The 15,703-nt window shown below is 74.0% G+C and carries 12 protein-coding genes, 1 pseudogene and 1 riboswitch; of the genes and pseudogenes, 6 read left to right on the plus strand and 7 right to left on the minus strand.

All coding sequences use genetic code 11. The features are described 5' to 3' along the window. Positions 1-3: 3 nt before the first annotated feature. The 3 genes from GLX30_RS24735 to GLX30_RS24745 all read right to left on the minus strand — a co-directional run bounded on the left by GLX30_RS24735 (position 4) and on the right by GLX30_RS24745 (position 2,251). Complete coding sequence (locus GLX30_RS24735; protein WP_159692453.1) at positions 4-825, minus strand: SAM-dependent methyltransferase; 822 nt, start codon at positions 823-825, stop codon at positions 4-6. Between the two features lie 239 nt (positions 826-1,064). Next, complete coding sequence (locus GLX30_RS24740) at positions 1,065-1,475, minus strand: four-helix bundle copper-binding protein (protein ID WP_159695231.1); 411 nt, start codon at positions 1,473-1,475, stop codon at positions 1,065-1,067. Positions 1,476-1,615: 140 nt separating this feature from the next. Beyond that, a complete protein-coding gene (locus GLX30_RS24745; protein WP_159692455.1) occupies positions 1,616-2,251 on the minus strand; it encodes an NAD(P)-binding domain-containing protein in 636 nt (211 codons plus the stop codon). A 245-nt stretch (positions 2,252-2,496) separates the two neighbouring features. Between GLX30_RS24745 and GLX30_RS24750 the strand changes: the two genes are divergently transcribed. Next, on the plus strand, positions 2,497-2,970 hold the full coding sequence (locus GLX30_RS24750; protein WP_159692457.1) for a VOC family protein: 474 nt from the start codon (positions 2,497-2,499) through the stop codon (positions 2,968-2,970). Positions 2,971-3,194: 224 nt separating this feature from the next. Beyond that, the gene (locus GLX30_RS24755; protein ID WP_159692459.1) at positions 3,195-3,926 is read left to right on the plus strand and encodes a hypothetical protein; all 732 of its coding nucleotides are present in this window, start codon (positions 3,195-3,197) and stop codon (positions 3,924-3,926) included. A 67-nt stretch (positions 3,927-3,993) separates the two neighbouring features. On the opposite strand, the pseudogene cobN reads toward GLX30_RS24755, so the two are convergent. After that, positions 3,994-7,625: pseudogene (gene cobN, locus GLX30_RS24760) on the minus strand (cobaltochelatase subunit CobN). 54 nt (positions 7,626-7,679) lie between these two features. After that, a riboswitch (cobalamin riboswitch) is annotated at positions 7,680-7,772 on the minus strand. 124 nt (positions 7,773-7,896) lie between these two features. Between cobN and cobG the strand changes: the two are divergent. The 3 genes from cobG to GLX30_RS24775 are packed head-to-tail and all read left to right on the plus strand — an operon-like array spanning position 7,897 to position 11,467. Then, positions 7,897-9,285, plus strand: coding sequence for a precorrin-3B synthase (cobG, locus tag GLX30_RS24765; protein WP_244258279.1), 1,389 nt, complete (start codon positions 7,897-7,899; stop codon positions 9,283-9,285). Next, positions 9,282-9,923, plus strand: coding sequence for a precorrin-8X methylmutase (locus tag GLX30_RS24770; RefSeq protein ID WP_159692461.1), 642 nt, complete (start codon positions 9,282-9,284; stop codon positions 9,921-9,923). The genes cobG and GLX30_RS24770 overlap by 4 nt, the downstream gene beginning before the upstream one ends. A 41-nt stretch (positions 9,924-9,964) precedes the next feature. Next, entirely contained in the window at positions 9,965-11,467 is a 1,503-nt protein-coding gene (locus tag GLX30_RS24775; RefSeq protein WP_159695233.1) for a precorrin-2 C(20)-methyltransferase, read from the plus strand. Here the strand turns inward: GLX30_RS24775 and GLX30_RS24780 are convergent. Continuing rightward, positions 11,455-12,195, minus strand: coding sequence for a cobalt-precorrin-6A reductase (locus tag GLX30_RS24780; protein WP_159692463.1), 741 nt, complete (start codon positions 12,193-12,195; stop codon positions 11,455-11,457). The genes GLX30_RS24775 and GLX30_RS24780 overlap by 13 nt on opposite strands. A gap of 12 nt (positions 12,196-12,207) precedes the next feature. Between GLX30_RS24780 and GLX30_RS24785 the strand changes: the two genes are divergently transcribed. Beyond that, on the plus strand, positions 12,208-13,317 hold the full coding sequence (locus tag GLX30_RS24785; RefSeq protein WP_159692465.1) for a cobalt-precorrin-5B (C(1))-methyltransferase: 1,110 nt from the start codon (positions 12,208-12,210) through the stop codon (positions 13,315-13,317). 342 nt (positions 13,318-13,659) lie between these two features. Here the strand turns inward: GLX30_RS24785 and cobM are convergent, their stop codons facing one another. Together cobM and cbiE are read right to left on the minus strand one after the other, a co-directional pair. Beyond that, on the minus strand, positions 13,660-14,409 hold the full coding sequence (gene cobM / locus GLX30_RS24790; RefSeq protein WP_159692467.1) for a precorrin-4 C(11)-methyltransferase: 750 nt from the start codon (positions 14,407-14,409) through the stop codon (positions 13,660-13,662). Then, entirely contained in the window at positions 14,406-15,644 is a 1,239-nt protein-coding gene (cbiE, locus tag GLX30_RS24795) for a precorrin-6y C5,15-methyltransferase (decarboxylating) subunit CbiE (RefSeq protein ID WP_159692469.1), read from the minus strand. The genes cobM and cbiE overlap by 4 nt, the downstream gene beginning before the upstream one ends. Between the last annotated feature and the right edge of the window lie 59 nt (positions 15,645-15,703).

The raw sequence follows: 15,703 nt of genomic DNA on the forward strand, positions 1-15,703 counted from the left end.
CCGCTACGGCTTGCGGCCCACCGCACCGTAGGCGTCCACGGCCGTCATGCCGCCCGTGTCGTCGGACTCCGGGCGCCACTGCGTCACCTGGACGACTCCGGGCTCCGCCAGCTCCAGGCCGTCGAAGAAGGCGGCGATCTCGTCGACGCTGCGCACGTAGTACGGGACCGCGCCACTGGAGTTGTACGCCTCGGAGGCCGCGATCATGCCCGCACTGGTGGAGGTGCTGTCGCTGATCACGAGGTAACTGCCCGACGGCAGACCCGCCATGAGCCGGTTCACCACGTCCCGTGCCTGGTCGTGGTCGGCGACGTGGCCGAGGGTGTTGAGGATCATCAGCGCGACGGGCCGGGACAGGTCCAGCGTGCCCTCGGCGGCCTTGAGGATCTCCTCGGGGGCGTACAGATCGGCGTCCAGGTACGCCGTCCTGCCCTCCGGCGTGCTCGTGAGCAGGGCCCGGGCGTGGGCCAGGACGAGCGGGTCGCTGTCGACGTACACGATCCGCGCATCCGGGGCGACGCGCTGCGCGACCTCGTGGGTGTTGTCGGCGGTGGGCAGACCCGTACCGATGTCGAGGAACTGCCGGATGCCCTGCTCGACCGCGAGATGCCGGACCGCGCGTCCAAGGAACTGGCGGCTCGTGCGGGCCACGTCGACGAGGCCCGGGAAGATGTCCTTGATGTGGTCGCCGGTCTCGCGGTCGACCTCGTAGTGGTCCTTGCCGCCGACGAAGTAGTTCCAGAAACGGGCGGAATGGGGCTTGCTCGTGTCGATCCGGGCGCGTATGTCCGCGGCGGCGGCGAGCTGGGGGTCGTGTTCTGACACGAGTGGGCCTCCTGGGCGCGAAACGATTCCTCGACCAGGTCCCAACCTAGACCAACCGGCCGGGGAACGGCTCGTTCCCTGATGACCCGCCTCGCGACCAACTCGCCGTGCACGCAGGGCGTTTACGGGATGTGAACGGCCCGGACGGCCGGGCCGGCGCCCACGGCCGTCCGTCGGGTGTCCGTCCGTGCGGCCGCGTCCGCCGGTCCCTAACGCCCCTCTGCGGCAGTGCGGTTGTCTCAACCGAGGGTGGCGAGAAGTTCGTTGCACGCCTGTTCGCAGGTCCGGCACGCCTCGGCGCAGAGGCGGCAATGCTCGTGCATGTCGGCGTGCTTCGCGCACTCGTCCGCGCAGGCCTTGCAGGCCGTGGCGCACGCCTGCACGATCGCGCGGGTGATGTTCGCGTCGTAACCGGTGTGACGCGACAGGACGGCCGCGGTGGCGGTGCAGATGTCGGCGCAGTCCATGTCGGTGCGGATGCACTTCGTCAGGTCGCCGACCATGCCCTCGGACAGGCAGGCGTCGGCGCAGGCCGTACACGCCTGTGCGCAGGCGGCGCACGCCTCGATGCAGCGGCTCATGGCCTCCTGGTCGACGCCGCCGAGGTCGGCGGGATAGGTGTTCAGCATGTCCTTCGCGGACGTGGTCATGGCCATCGTCATCTCCTCGTCGTGTGCGGCGCGCGGGCGGCGCGCGCAGGACGGGTAGCACGGCGCGGGCCTCCCAAACAGGGGCGGGCGGGGCCGTGGGCCACGCCCAAGGAGGCCGCTTCGGTGGCGGGCTCCTCGGTTCAGGTCGCGGCGCCCGCCCTGAGAAGGTCGTTCGCCTCCTCCGCGGTCAGCTCGGCCCCGTAGAGGCGCGCCCCGGGCTGGTGGGTGCGGCCGCCCCGCCCGATGTCGCCGGCGTCGACCGGGTCGAAGCCGATGTCCCGGATCAGCCCGGCGACCACTGCCTTGGCCTCCGTGTCGGTCCCGGAGATGGGGATGGCCAGCCGGCCCGGCTCTCCCTTGGGCCGGCCACGGTCGCGGAGGTTCTCCCAGTGGATCGCGTTGAACGCCTTCACCACGTTGGCGTTCGTGTGGGCGCGGATCTTCTCGCTGGAGGTGGTGCGGTCGTCGTCGAGTTCGGCGTCGTGGCCGTCGCGCTGCGCGTAGTAGTTGCAGGTGTCGATCACGACCTTGTCCTTGAGGGCGTCCGCCGGCAGTTCCTTGTACCGGCCGTACGGAATGCCGACCACGACGACCTGCCCGAACGTCGCGGCCTGCTCGGCGGTGACCGCCCGCAGGGTGCCGCCGATCTCCTCTACGAGCCCGGCGAGGGTCTCCGGCCCCCTGGAGTTGCTGATGACCACGTCATGGCCGACGCGCACGAAGTGGCGGGCCAGGGTCGAGCCGACGCGTCCTGCGCCGATGATGCCGATCTTCATGGGAATCTCCTCAGGTTTCCTCGTCACAACGTTCCGCCGTGCGGCGTCGGGGCGCGGGCCGGGGCGCCGGGGGCGGTCGGGCACAGGTGGTCCCGTAGAAGCTCGACGTGGTCTTCCCGTCCGTTTCCTGGTCCATCGGCGGCCGGGTGCCCCCGCCCCAAGCCGTGAAACGGCCAGGGTCCGGGGCCGCCGGGGTGCTGTGGAACGCCGGGGCGTTGTCGTAGGCGGCCGTTACTGTCGCCCGCATGACAGCCACGTTCGACCTGACCCTCGACTGCGCCGACGCGCAACTCCTCGCCGCGTTCTGGAAGACGGCCCTCGGGTACATCGACGAGCCGCCGCCCGCTCCGTACACGACGCGTGAGGAGTGGCTCGCCCAGTTCGACCTGCCGGAGGACGACTCGGCGGACGACGGGGCTTGGCTGTGCGCCCCCGACGGCACCGGCCCGCGCCTGTCGATCCTCAAGGTGCCGGAGCCGAAGACGGCGAAGAACCGGCTCCACCTCGACGTCCGCGTGCCCGGCCACGGCACCCCGGCGGAGCGGTGGGCCCGCGTCCGGGCGGAGTCGCAGCGGCTGGTCGCGGCGGGCGGCAGCGTCCTGGAGGCGTTCGACGGGCACCACATCGTGATGGCGGACCCGGAGGGCAACGAGTTCTGCGTCGCCGCGGCGTCCGCCGCACGGCAACGACTCGACGCGGGCGCGGAGGCCGCGGGCTGACGAGGGCACGAGGGTTCCGGGCCACGAGGACGACCCGGCCAGTGTGACGTCGGGTAGTGAGGCGGTCACGGCACGAGCGTGTCCCGGCCGGGACCGGTAGGGGCGGATCGGGGCGGTCGTTCCGCGGGTATGGCGGTTCGAGTTGCGGGGGGCGGTGGGCGGCGGATCGTGGAGGTGGGGTCGGCGGTTGCTGGGGCGTCGGCGGGCAAGGGAAGGAGTCGGGCATGGCGGACCGGCCGTGGGAGCCTGCGTCTGCCCGGGGCGCGCGCGGGTGGGTGGTTCTGGCCCGGGCCGTGGTCGCCCTGGTCGTCATGGTCGGCGTGGTCATGGCCGCGGGCGGTGGCGGCTACGCGCCGTCCGCGGTGGCGGCCGGCCGGAGCGTGGCGCAGCCGACGCCGTCCGTTCCGCCGCCGATCGAACTCAGCGGCACCGGGGACCAGGTGACGAAGCCCTTCGCGCTGACCGGCGGACTGGCCGTCCTGAGGGCGGAGTGCCCTTCCTGCAAGGGGAACTTCATCGTCGAACTGCTCGACGACAAGAACCAGGTCAAGGATGTCGTCGCCGACCGGGTCGGCGCCTACAGCGGGTCCAGGGCGGCGGGCGTGCAGGCCGGTGACCACGCCCTGCTGGTCGACGCGGACGCTCCGTGGAGCGTCGAGATCACGCAGCCCGGCGACCGGCCGGCGGCGGAACTGCCCAACAGCTCCACGGGCAGCGGAGACCGTGTCGAAGGGCCGTTCGCGGCGGGCAAGAGGATGGTCGTGCGGGCCACCCACAGCGGCGGTGACGACTTCGCCGTCACGGTGCTGGACGCGAAGGGCAGGGCGCAGGACCTCGTCTTCAACGAGGCAGGGGACTTCGACGGCGCCGCCGTCGCCCAGATGGTCAGCGCCGGGCCTTACTACCTGAATGTGACCGCCGACGGCGACTGGACCCTGGACCTGTCCGAGCCGTAGAGCGGCAGGCTCCGGGCCACCGGTCCGCGGGTGCCGCACGGCACCCCCGGACCGCCCGCCGCGGCCGTCAGGCGTCGTCGTCCTCCAGGTCGCCCTCGGTCTCCAGGAAGACCTGGCGCAGCTGTTCCAGCACCGCCGGGTCCGGCTTGGCCCACATGCCGCGGGACTCCGCCTCCAGGAGCCGTTCGGCGATGCCGTGGAGCGCCCAGGGGTTGGCCTGCTGGAGGAAGGCACGGTTCTCGGGGTCGAGGACGTACGTCTCCGTGAGCTTGTCGTACATCCAGTCCGCCACGACGCCGGTCGTCGCGTCGTAGCCGAAGAGGTAGTCGACCGTGGCGGCCAGTTCGAAGGCGCCCTTGTAGCCGTGGCGGCGCATCGCCGCGATCCAGCGGGGGTTGACGACCCGGGCGCGGAAGACGCGGGAGGTCTCCTCGACGAGGGTGCGGGTGCGGATCGTCTCCGGCCGGGTCGAGTCGCCGATGTACGCCTCGGGGGCCGTGCCGCGCAGGGCGCGGACCGTGGCGACCATGCCGCCGTGGTACTGGAAGTAGTCGTCGGAGTCGGCGATGTCGTGCTCGCGCGTGTCCGTGTTCTTCGCGGCGACGGTGATGCGCTTGTACGCGGTCTCCATCTCGGCGCGGGCCGGGCGGCCCTCCAGGCCACGGCCGTAGGCGTAGCCGCCCCACACCGTGTACACCTCGGCGAGGTCGGCGTCCGTGCGCCAGTCCCGGGAGTCGATCAGCTGGAGCAGGCCGGCACCGTACGTGCCGGGCCGGGAGCCGAAGATCCGGGTCGTGGCACGGCGTTCGTCGCCGTGCTCGGCCAGGTCGGCCCGTGCGTGGGCGCGGATGTAGTTGGACCCGTCCGGCTCGTCGAGGGAGGCGGCGAGGCGGACGGCGTCGTCCAGCAGGCCGATGGTGTGCGGGAACGCGTCGCGGAAGAAACCGGAGATGCGCAGGGTGACGTCGATCCTGGGGCGGCCCAGTTCCGTCAGCGGGACCGGCTCGAGGCCGGTGACACGGCGGGACGCGTCGTCCCACACGGGCCGGATGCCGAGCAGCGCCAGCGCCTCTGCCACGTCGTCGCCGGCGGTGCGCATGGCGCTGGTGCCCCACAGGGACAGGCCGACGGAGGCCGGGTACTCGCCGTTGTCGGTGCGATAGCGCTCGATCAGCGAGTCGGCGAGCGCCTGGCCGGTCTCCCACGCCAGGCGCGACGGCACGGCCTTCGGGTCGACGGAGTAAAAGTTGCGGCCGGTCGGCAGCACGTTGACCAGCCCGCGCAGCGGCGAGCCGGACGGTCCGGCGGGCACGAAACCGCCGGCCAGCGCGTGGACGGCGTGGTCCAGTTCGTCGGTCGTCCGGGCCAGGCGCGGTACGACCTCGACGGCGGCGAAACGCAGGATCGCCTCGACGTCCTTGCCGAGGTCCGCCGGGACCGCGGCCGGGTCCCAGCCGGCGGCCTCCATCGCCTCGACGAGCGCACGTGCGGTGGCCTCCGCCTCGTCGGCGGTGGTACGGGTCGCCGCGGACTCGTCCAGCCCGAGGGCCTCGCGCAGACCGGGCAGGGACTGCGAGCCGCCCCAGATCTGGCGGGCACGGAGGATGGAGAGGACCAGGTTCACCCGCTCGGGGCCGGTCGGGGCGCCGCCCAGTACATGCAGGCCGTCGCGGATCTGCGCGTCCTTGACCTCGCACAGCCAGCCGTCGACGTGCAGCAGGAAGTCGTCGAAGCCGTCGTCGTCCGGCCGGTCGTCCAGGCCGAGGTCGTGGTCGAGCCGTGCGGCCTGGATCAGGGTCCAGATCTGTGCGCGGATCGCGGGCAGCTTGGACGGGTCCATGGACGAGATCTGCGCGTACTCGTCCAGCAGTTGCTCCAGGCGCGCGATGTCGCCGTACGACTCGGCCCGCGCCATCGGCGGCACCAGGTGGTCGACCAGCGTCGCGTGCGCCCGGCGCTTGGCCTGCGTGCCCTCGCCGGGGTCGTTCACGAGGAACGGGTAGACGAGCGGCAGGTCGCCCAGGGCGGCGTCGGGACCGCACGCCGCGGACAGGCCCGCGTTCTTGCCCGGCAGCCACTCCAGGTTGCCGTGCTTGCCCAGGTGGATCATCGCGTCGGCGCCGAAGCCTCCGGCGTCCGCGGACGCCGCGATCCAGCGGTAGGCCGCCAAGTAGTGGTGCGACGGCGGCAGATCCGGGTCGTGGTAGATCGCGATCGGGTTCTCGCCGAAGCCGCGCGGCGGCTGGATGAGGATCAGCAGGTTCCCGCGGCGCAGCGCGGCCAGCACGATGTCGCCCTCGGGATTGCGGGACCGGTCGAGGAACATCTCACCGGGCGGCGGCCCCCAGTGCTCCTCCACGGACGAGCGCAGCTCGGCGGGCAGCGCCTGGTACCAGCGCTTGTAGTCCGCGGCCGGGATGCGTACGGGGTTGCGCGCGAGCTGCTCCTCGGTCAGCCACTCCTGGTCGTGACCGCCGGCCTCGATGAGCGCGTAGATCAGCTCGTCGCCGTCGCCGGACTCGAGGCCGGGCACCGCCTCGTCGCCGAAGTCGTAGCCCTCCTCGCGCAGCCGGCGCAGCAGGGAGACGGCGGAGGCGGGAGTGTCCAGGCCGACCGCGTTGCCGATACGGGAGTGCTTGGTCGGGTACGCGGACAGCACCAGCGCGACGCGCTTTTCGGCGTTCGGGATGTGGCGCAGGCGGGCGTGGCGGACGGCGATGCCGGCGACCCGGGCGGCGCGCTCGGGGTCGGCGACGTACGCCGGGAGGCCGTCCTCGTCGATCTCCTTGAAGGAGAACGGGACGGTGATGAGCCGCCCGTCGAACTCGGGCACGGCGACCTGGCCGGCCGCGTCCAGCGGGGACAGACCCTCGTCGCTCTCCTCCCACGCCGCACGGGACCCGGTCAGGCACAGCGCCTGAAGGATCGGCACGTCGAGCGCGGCGAGGGCGCCCGCGTCCCAGGACTCGTCGTCGCCCCCGCGGACGCGTCCGCGGGGCGGGTGCCGCCCGCAGCGAGGACCGTGGTCACCAGGGCGTCGGCGGCGGCCAGTTGCTCGAGCAGTTCCGGTTCCGGGGCCCGCAGCGAGGCCACGTACAGCGGCAGTGCGCGGCCGCCCGCGTCCTCGATCGCCCCGCACAGGACGTCCACGAAGGCGGTGTTGCCGCTCATGTGGTGGGCCCGGTAGTAGAGCACGGCGATCAGCGGGCCGCCGGTGACCTCACGGCGCTCGGCGCGGGCGAGACGGCCCCAGGTCGGGGCGGCGGCCGGGGGCTCGAAGCCGTGACCCGTCAGCAGCACGGTGTCCGACAGGAACCGGGCCAGCTGCTCCAGGTTCACCGGGCCGCCGTGCGCCAGGTAGGCGTGGGCCTCCGCCGCGATGCCGATCGGGACGGTGGACGCCTCCATCAGCTGGGCGTCGGGCGCCTGCTCACCGGTGAGGACCACGACAGGCCGCTCCTGGGCGAGCAGCAGGTCGATGCCGTCCTGCCAGGCACGCAGGCCGCCGAGGAGACGCACGACGACGAGATCCGTGCCCTCCAGCAGGGCGGGCAGCTCATCGAGCGCGAGGCGCGACGGGTTCGCGAAGCGGTACGGGACCGGGCCGGCCGCCGCCCGTGCGCTCAGTAGGTCGGTGTCGGACGTCGAGAGGAGCAGGATGCTCGGGTGCGCGGGGCGTCCTTCGGACGAATGCAGCATGTGGCGTCTGGCCTTCCTCGGGGTTTCCGCGCCCCGGGCGGTGGAAGACGGCGGGAGTTCCTGGCTCACCCGGTGGCGTGCGCGTGTGCTGCGCTGCTGCCGGGCTCACAGTGGCGGGACCGCGCCGGAATCTCACCGGGCTTCCTCCCCTGACGCCGTCTTCGGCGGTGGTGGGCCGTTTGGCCCGCCGAGCAGCATAGTAGGGGCCCTCCCTTCCCCGGTAGGGCGCTCGGAGCAGGCACCTTGTGTGATGGTCGGTATGCTCGCCGCCATGCCTCCGGCCCCCTCGAACCGCCCGAACAGGGACGAACCCCTCGTAACTCCCGTCCGGGACCGCGGTGATGCCTGCCCCGGCGCGCTGCGTCTGCACTCCGCGGACGACGGCGCGCTGGCGCGCGTCCGCGTCCCGGCGGGCGTCGTGAGCGCCGCGCAGGCGTACGCGCTCGCCGACGCGGCGGAGCGGCTCGGCGACGGTGCGCTGGACATCACCTCACGCGGGAACCTTCAGCTGCGGGGCCTCGGGCCGGGCTGCGCAGGGGAGTTGGCGGATCTGCTGGACACGGCCGGGCTGCTGCCCGCTCCCCGTCACGAACGCGTCCGCAACATCGTGGCCTCCCCGCTGTCCGGGCTCGACGGACGGGGGCACTTGGACGTCCAGCCGCTGGTAAGGGAGCTGGACGCGCTGCTGTGCGCGAGCGAGCGTGCGCCGGAGCTGTCGGGGCGCTTCCTGTTCGCGCTGGACGACGGCCGGGGGGACATGGCGGAGCTCGCGCCCGATGTGATGTTGCTCGCAGAACCGGGCGGCGCGGAGGTGCGCGTGACGGTCGGCTCGGCGTCGGCGCGGGTCCGCGCCGAGGACGGCCCGCGCGCGATGCTGCTCGCCGCGGAGGCGTTCCTCGACGCGGCGTCGGCGACGGGCACGAGAGCGTGGCGGGTACGCGAACTTCCCCGCTCGGGGGCCGAGTTGGCGGACGCGCCTGTGTGGCGGGAGCGTTGCTCCGGTCCGGTCGGTTCCGTGGGCCCGGGCGGTCGGTGCGCCTCCGAGGGCGCGGCGGCGCCCCGGTGGGGGCTCCGCGCCCCGGCCCCGGCGCCTCGAACGCCGGCGGGGCCGGGAACGGGCGGGCCCCGGCCCGGCCCGGTGGCGGGCGGTGACGGTGGCGTCGGTGGCATGAGTGTCGGGGTGCCGTTCGGGCGGCTGTCCGTGGGTGCCTGGCGGGCGCTCGCCCGGGTCGCCCAGGCGCACGGCACCGGTGAGTTGCGCGTCACTCCGTGGCGTGGGGTCGTCGTGCCGGGCGCCGGGCCCGAGCAGTTGGGCGTGCCGGCCGAAGCCGGGCTCGTCACCGATCCCGACTCGCCCTGGCTCGGCGTCGGCGCCTGCACCGGGAGGCCCGGCTGCGCCAAGTCGCTCGCGGACGTGCGGGCCGACGCCACGGCCCACCTGAACGCCGGCGCGGGCGGGCTGCCCGTGTACTGGTCGGGCTGCGAACGCCGCTGCGGTCACCCCCGCGGCACCTGGGTCGACGTCGTCGCGACCGGCGACGGACGCTACGACCTGGCCGTACGCGGCGCCGGCACCGACGAACTCCCCGGCCCACGAACCCTTCCGGAACTCGCCGACGCCCTCGCGGCGGCGCGCACCATCACCACCCCGACGAAGTGAGCGAGAGCACCGTGTTCGAGTACGAGAAGGACGGCGCGGAGATCTACCGCCAGTCCTTTGCCACGATCCGCGCGGAGGCGGACCTCGCCGGGCTGCCGGCCGAGGTCTCGCAGGTCGCGGTCCGCATGATCCACGCCTGCGGGATGGTCGATCTCGTCGCCGACCTGGTCCACAGCCCCGAGGTCGTCGTGCGCGCCCGCGAGGCCCTGCGGGCCGGTGCGCCGATCCTGTGCGACGCGCAGATGGTCGCCAGCGGCGTGACCCGCAAGCGGCTGCCCGCCGACAACGACGTGATCTGCACGCTGTCCGACCCGTCCGTGCCGGAACTGGCCGCGAAGCTCGGCACCACCCGCTCCGCCGCCGCCCTCGAGCTGTGGCGCGACCGCCTCGAGGGATCCGTCGTCGCCGTCGGCAACGCGCCCACGGCACTGTTCCGGCTGCTGGAGATGATCGAGGAGGGCGCGCCGCGTCCGGCGGCCGTCATCGGTGTGCCGGTCGGTTTCATCGGTGCCGCGGAGTCCAAGGAGGCGCTCGCCGCGCACCCGCTGGGCCTCGAGCACCTGGTGGTGCGCGGCCGCCGCGGTGGCAGCGCGATGGCCGCCGCAGCAGTCAACGCGATCGCGAGCGAGGCGGAGTAGTGGGCGACAACCAGAACGGCGACCAGCAGAACGGCGAGAGCCTGAGCGGCGAAAGCCGGAACACCGGCCGGCTGTACGGCGTCGGGCTCGGCCCCGGCGACCCGGAGCTGATGACCCTGCGCGCCGCCCGCGTCATCGCGGAGGCCGACGTGATCGCGTACCACTGCGCCCGGCACGGACGTTCCATCGCGCGGTCGATCGCGGCCCCGCATCTGCGCCCCGAGCACATCGAGGAGCGTCTGATGTACCCGGTCACCGTCGAGACCACCGACCACCCCGGCGGCTACCGGGGCGCGCTCGACGACTTCTACGAGCAGGCCGCGACCCGGCTCGCCGCGCACCTCGACGCCGGCCGTACGGTCGCCGTGCTCGCCGAGGGCGATCCGTTCTTCTACGGCTCGTACCAGCACATGCACAAGCGGCTCGCGCATCGCTATCCCACCGAGGTGATCCCCGGGGTCACCTCCATCAGCGCCGCCGCGGCCCGGCTGGGGACGCCGCTGTGCGAGGCTGAGGAGGTGCTCACCGTCATCCCCGGCACGCTGCCGGAGGAGGAGCTGACCGCCCGGCTCGCCGCGACCGACTCGGCGGTCGTCATGAAGCTCGGCCGGACCTTCCCCGCCGTGCGGCGCGCGATGGAGTCCTCCGGCCGGCTGGCGGAGGCCCGTTACGTCGAGCGGGCCACGATGAGCGGCGAGCGCACCGGCCGACTGGCCGACATCGACCCCGGGTCGGTGCCGTACTTCTCCGTGGCCGTCGTGCCGAGCCGCATCGCGAACCCGCGTCCCGCACCCGGCAAGGGCGAGGTGGTGGTCGTGGGTACCGGGCCGGCCGGTCCGCTGTGGCTCACGCCGGAGACCAAGCGCGCCCTCGCCGACGCCGACGAACTCGTCGGCTACACCACCTACGTGGACCGGGTGCCGCAGCGCCCAGGGCAGATCCGGCACGGCTCCGACAACAAGGTCGAGTCGGAGCGCGCCGAGTTCGCCCTCGACCTGGCCCGGCGCGGGCGGCGGGTCGCCGTCGTCTCCGGCGGCGACCCGGGTGTCTTCGCCATGGCGACCGCCGTGCTGGAGGTGGCGTCCCAGGACGCCTACAAGGACGTTCCGGTACGGGTCCTTCCGGGGGTCACCGCCGCCAACGCCGCCGCCGCCAAGGCCGGGGCGCCGCTCGGCCACGACTACGCGGTGCTGTCGCTGTCCGACCGGCTCAAGCCGTGGGAGGTCATCGCGGAGCGCCTGGCCGCCGCGGCCGCAGCCGACCTGGTGCTCGCGCTCTACAACCCGGGTTCCCGCAGCCGCACCTGGCAGGTGGGGAAGGCGCGCGAGGTGCTCCTCGGGCACCGGGCGCCCGACACGCCCGTCGTGCTCGGCCGGGACATCGGCGGGCCGGAGGAGAGCGTGCGGATCGTGCGGCTCGGTGAACTCGACCCGGCGGAGGTCGACATGCGCACGATCCTGCTGATCGGGTCGTCGCAGACGCAGGTGGTCCGGCGCGGCGACGGTCACGAGATCGTGTGGACCCCGAGGCGCTATCCGGAGTAGGCCCGCAGCCAGTCGGCTGCTTCCTCGGGGCCGGCCGCGACCGGGACGCCGTCGGGGACGGGCGGGCGGCGCACGATCACCACGGGCACGCCCGCCTCCCGCGCGGCCGTCAGCTTCGGTGCCGTCGCCGCTCCGCCGCTGTCCTTGGTGACGAGCACGTCGATGCGGTGACGCCGCAGCAGTTCGCGTTCGCCGTCGAGGGTGAACGGCCCCCGGTCGAGCAGCACGTCCATCCGGGGTGGGCACGCCCCCTCGGGGGCGTCGACGGACCGTACGAGGAACCACGCGTCACGGATGTGCGCGAAGGAGGCGAGACCCATGCGGCCGGTCGTCAGGAACACCCGGCTGCCGAGGGCGGCGGCCCGGTCCGCGGCCTCGGCGAGGGAGCCGACCGGATGCCAGTCGTCGCCGCCGGCAGGGGCCCAGCCGGGACGGCGCAGCGCCAGCAGGGGAACATGGGCCTCCGCGGCGGCCAGCGCCGCGTTGAAACTGATCGTTCCGGCGAAGGGATGGGTGGCGTCGATGACCGCGCCGACCTCGTGCTCGCGCAGCCACCGGGCCAGGCCCTCCGCGCCGCCGAAGCCGCCGACCCGGACCTCGCCGGGGGGCATCCTGGGAGTGGTGACGCGGCCGGCGAGGCTGCTGGTGACGCGGGCCGTGCCGTCGGCGTGCAGTCTCTCGGCGAGACGCCGGCCCTCGGTCGTCCCACCGAGGATCAGTACATGCATCGGAGTCCATCCATGAGCGCGGCAACGGGCGGCGGGCGTGAGGCCCAACTCAAGCACACCGGTCTGCGGCCCGGCTGGACTACCGGCGCCTGCGCGACGGCCGCGACGACCGCGGCGTACACGGCGCTGCTGACCGGCGAGTTCCCCGACCCGGTGACGATCACGCTGCCCAAGGGGCAGACGCCGGCCTTCGCGCTGGCCGCGGAGTCCCTGTCCGGCGACTCTGCCATGGCGGGGATCGTCAAGGACGCAGGCGACGACCCGGACGTCACCCACGGCGCGCTGGTGAGGGCCACGGTGCGGCTGCTGCCGGCCGGGTCCGGGGTCGTCTTCCGCGCGGGTCCCGGCGTGGGGACGGTCACCCGTCCCGGGCTGCCGCTCGACGTCGGCGAGCCCGCGATCAACCCGGTGCCGCGGCAGATGATGCGCGACCACGTGGGCGTGATCGCCGCGCGGCACGGCGGCGGCGGGGACGTGGAGATCACCGTCTCCGTCGACCACGGCGAGGAGATCGCCCGCTCCACGTGGAACCCTCGGCTCGGCATCCTGGGCGGTCTGTCGATTCTCGGCACGACCGGGATCGTGGTGCCGTACTCCTGCTCGGCGTGGATCGACTCCATCCGGCGCGGCGTGGACGTGGCGCGGGCCGTGGGCCGCACCCATGTGGCCGGCTGCACGGGCTCGACGTCGGAGAAGACCGTGGTGGCCCTGTACGGGCTGCCCGAGGACGCGCTGCTCGACATGGGCGACTTCGCGGGAGCGGTGCTGAAGTACGTGCGACGCCATCCGGTCGAGCGGCTCACCCTGTGCGGCGGCTTCGCCAAGCTCTCCAAGCTCGCCGCCGGCCATCTGGACCTGCACTCGGGCCGCTCCCAGGTCGACAAGGCGTTCCTCGCGGAGCTCGCCCGGCAGGGCGGCGCGGACGAGGCCCTGGCATCCGAGGTCGCCGTGGCGAACACGGGCCTGGCGGCGCTCCAGATGTGCGCGGCGCAGGGCGTCCCGCTGGGCGACCTGGTGGCGGCGGCCGCGCGTGACCAGGCGCTCGGCGTGCTGCGGGGCGCGCCGGTGGCGGTGGACGTGGTGTGCATCGACCGCGCGGGCACGGTCGTGGGCCGCGCGTAGCCCTCAGGCAGGCGGCGCACCGGGCCACCCGGCTCGTGCCGGGACGCTGAACGCGCCTCCGCCCGGGTGGGCGGCCGGCGGCTCCGGCCCGTCCCAAACACCCGGCCCGGCCACTCGGAGAAGGCCGTCCGGTCCGGCGCGGCCCGGTTCGGGAAGTGGGCCGCTACGGCCGTCGTCAGGCCATGAGGGAAGGCAGGGGGAACGACCCGCGCAGCGGCACACCACGGCACGCCCCGCAGCCGACCGGCCCACCACCCTCACCGCCTCGTCCGCGCGGCGCGCTTCCCGACCGGGGGCCGTGCCCGGCCTGGGCCCCCGCCCGGGGCGCACCGCCGCGCCGGGTCAGCAGGTGTGGCGGTCGCGCTCGGCGGAGTACAGGTGGCTGTCACGGAAGCCGGACGCGGCCAGGACACGGCCGACCAGGATCACCGCGGTGCGGGTCACGCCCGCCGCCTTCACCTGTGCGGCGATGTCCTCCAGCGTCCCGCGCAGCACGAGCTCGTCGGGGCGGCTCGCCATCGCGACCACGGCGGCAGGGCAGTCGGCGCCGTAGTGGGGGAGGAGTTCGGAGACGATCCGGTCGACGTGGCGGGCGCCCAGGTGGAGGACGAGCAGCGCCCCGCTGCGGCCGAGGGTCGCCAGGTCCTCGCCTTCCGGCATGGGGGTGGCCTGCTGGGCGACACGGGTGAGGATCACCGTCTGGCCGACGGTCGGGACCGTCAGCTCCCGCTTCAGCGCAGCGGCCGCCGCGGCGAACGCGGGGACGCCCGGCACGACCTCGTAGGGCACGCCCGCCGCGTCCAGGCGCCGCATCTGCTCGGCGACCGCGCTGAAGACCGAGGGGTCGCCCGAGTGGAGCCGGGCCACGTCGTGTCCCTCCTCGTGGGCGCGGACCAGCTCCGCGGTGATGGCGTCCAGGTCGAGCTGCGCCGTGTCGATCAGGCGGGCGTCCGGCGGGCAGTCGGCGAGGAGTTCACGCGGGACGAGCGAGCCGGCGTAGAGGCATACACCGCACGACGCCAGGGTGCGCGCCCCGCGCACGGTGATCAGGTCGGCGGCGCCGGGGCCCGCACCGATGAAGTACACGGTCATGTCGGATCTCCTGCTTTGGTGACGGACCATTGGGTGACGGGCATGGCCTGGCGCCAGCCGGTGAAGCCGCCGACGGGCACGGCGTGGGAGACGGCCAGGCGGACGAGTTCGCCGCCGTGGCGCGCGTAGCGCTCGGCCAGCAGCGCCTCTGACTCGAGGGTGACCGTGTTGGCGACGAGCCGGCCGCCTGGCGGCAGTGCGTCCCAGCAGGCGTCCAGCAACCCGGGGGCGGTGAGCCCGCCTCCGATGAACACCGCTGCGGGGACGGGGAGTCCGGCCAGCGCGTCCGGCGCGGCGCCGGTGACGACACGCAGGGCCGGCACGCCGAGTCTGTCCGCGTTACGGGCGATTCGCGCGGCCCGGACCGGGTCGCGCTCGACGGTGACGGCCCGGCAGGAGGGGTGCGTGCGCATCCACTCGATCGCGAGGGAACCGGAACCGCCGCCGATGTCCCACAGAAGTTCGCCCGGCGCGGGGGCGAGAGCGGCGACGGTCGCGGCGCGTACGTGACGCTTGGTGAGCTGCCCGTCGTGCTCGTACGCCTCGTCGGGCAGGCCCGGGGCGGCGGACAGCCGCAACGCGCCCTCGTCGAGGCGGCATTCGAGGGCTATGACGTTCAGCGGGTCGCCGGGAGGCTCGGCCCAGCTTCCGGCGTGGCCGTCCACGCAGCGCTCGCCCGTCGCGCCGAGCTGTTCGAGCACCCGCATCCGGGTCCCGCCGAAGCCCCGGTCGCGCAGCAGCGCGGCCACCTCGGCCGGCGTGTCCGGCCCGGCGCTGAGTACCAGCAGCCGGCGGCCGTCGTGCAGCGCGGCGGACAACTGCCCGGCGGGACGGCCGACGAGGGTGACGACGGCGACGTCCTCGACGGGCCAGCCCAGGCGGGCGCAGGCGTACGAGACGGACGAGGCGTGCGGGACGACGTACAGCGCGTCCGGGCCCATCTCCTCGGCCAGCGCGCGGCCGATGCCGTAGAACATGGGGTCGCCGCTGGCGAGGACGGCGAGCCTGCGGCCCCGGTGGGCGGCGAGCAGCCCGGCGAGGGCGGGCCGCAGGGGGCTCGGCCAGGTCACGCGCTCGGCCGCGCAGTCGGCGGGCAGCAGCTCCAGCTGCCGTGCGCCGCCGATGACGACCTCCGCGTCCCGCAGCGCGTCCTGCGCGGTGCCGGGGAGTCCTGGCCAGCCGTCGGCGCCGATCCCGACGACGGTAACTGCTGGTGAGCGTGGTGCGGGGGTCACTGAGCGGTACCTCGTCGGTGGAACGGCAGGGGCGCAGCCGCACTCTACTGGCCGCGTGC

Source organism: Streptomyces sp. Tu 2975, assembly GCF_009832925.1.
In the GTDB taxonomy this organism is placed as follows: domain Bacteria; phylum Actinomycetota; class Actinomycetes; order Streptomycetales; family Streptomycetaceae; genus Streptomyces.

Bases quoted from the DNA above. Each gene is read 5' to 3' on its own strand.
- GLX30_RS24785 (WP_159692465.1), top strand. From the start codon at position 12,208: ATGAGCGCGGCAACGGGCGGCGGGCGTGAGGCCCAACTCAAGCACACC.
- GLX30_RS24740 (WP_159695231.1), bottom strand. From the start codon at position 1,475: ATGACCACGTCCGCGAAGGACATGCTGAACACCTATCCCGCCGACCTC.
- GLX30_RS24750 (WP_159692457.1), top strand. From the start codon at position 2,497: ATGACAGCCACGTTCGACCTGACCCTCGACTGCGCCGACGCGCAACTC.
- cobM (WP_159692467.1), bottom strand. From the start codon at position 14,409: ATGACCGTGTACTTCATCGGTGCGGGCCCCGGCGCCGCCGACCTGATC.
- GLX30_RS24745 (WP_159692455.1), bottom strand. From the start codon at position 2,251: ATGAAGATCGGCATCATCGGCGCAGGACGCGTCGGCTCGACCCTGGCC.
- cobG (WP_244258279.1), top strand. From the start codon at position 7,897: ATGCCTCCGGCCCCCTCGAACCGCCCGAACAGGGACGAACCCCTCGTA.
- GLX30_RS24780 (WP_159692463.1), bottom strand. From the start codon at position 12,195: ATGCATGTACTGATCCTCGGTGGGACGACCGAGGGCCGGCGTCTCGCC.
- GLX30_RS24755 (WP_159692459.1), top strand. From the start codon at position 3,195: ATGGCGGACCGGCCGTGGGAGCCTGCGTCTGCCCGGGGCGCGCGCGGG.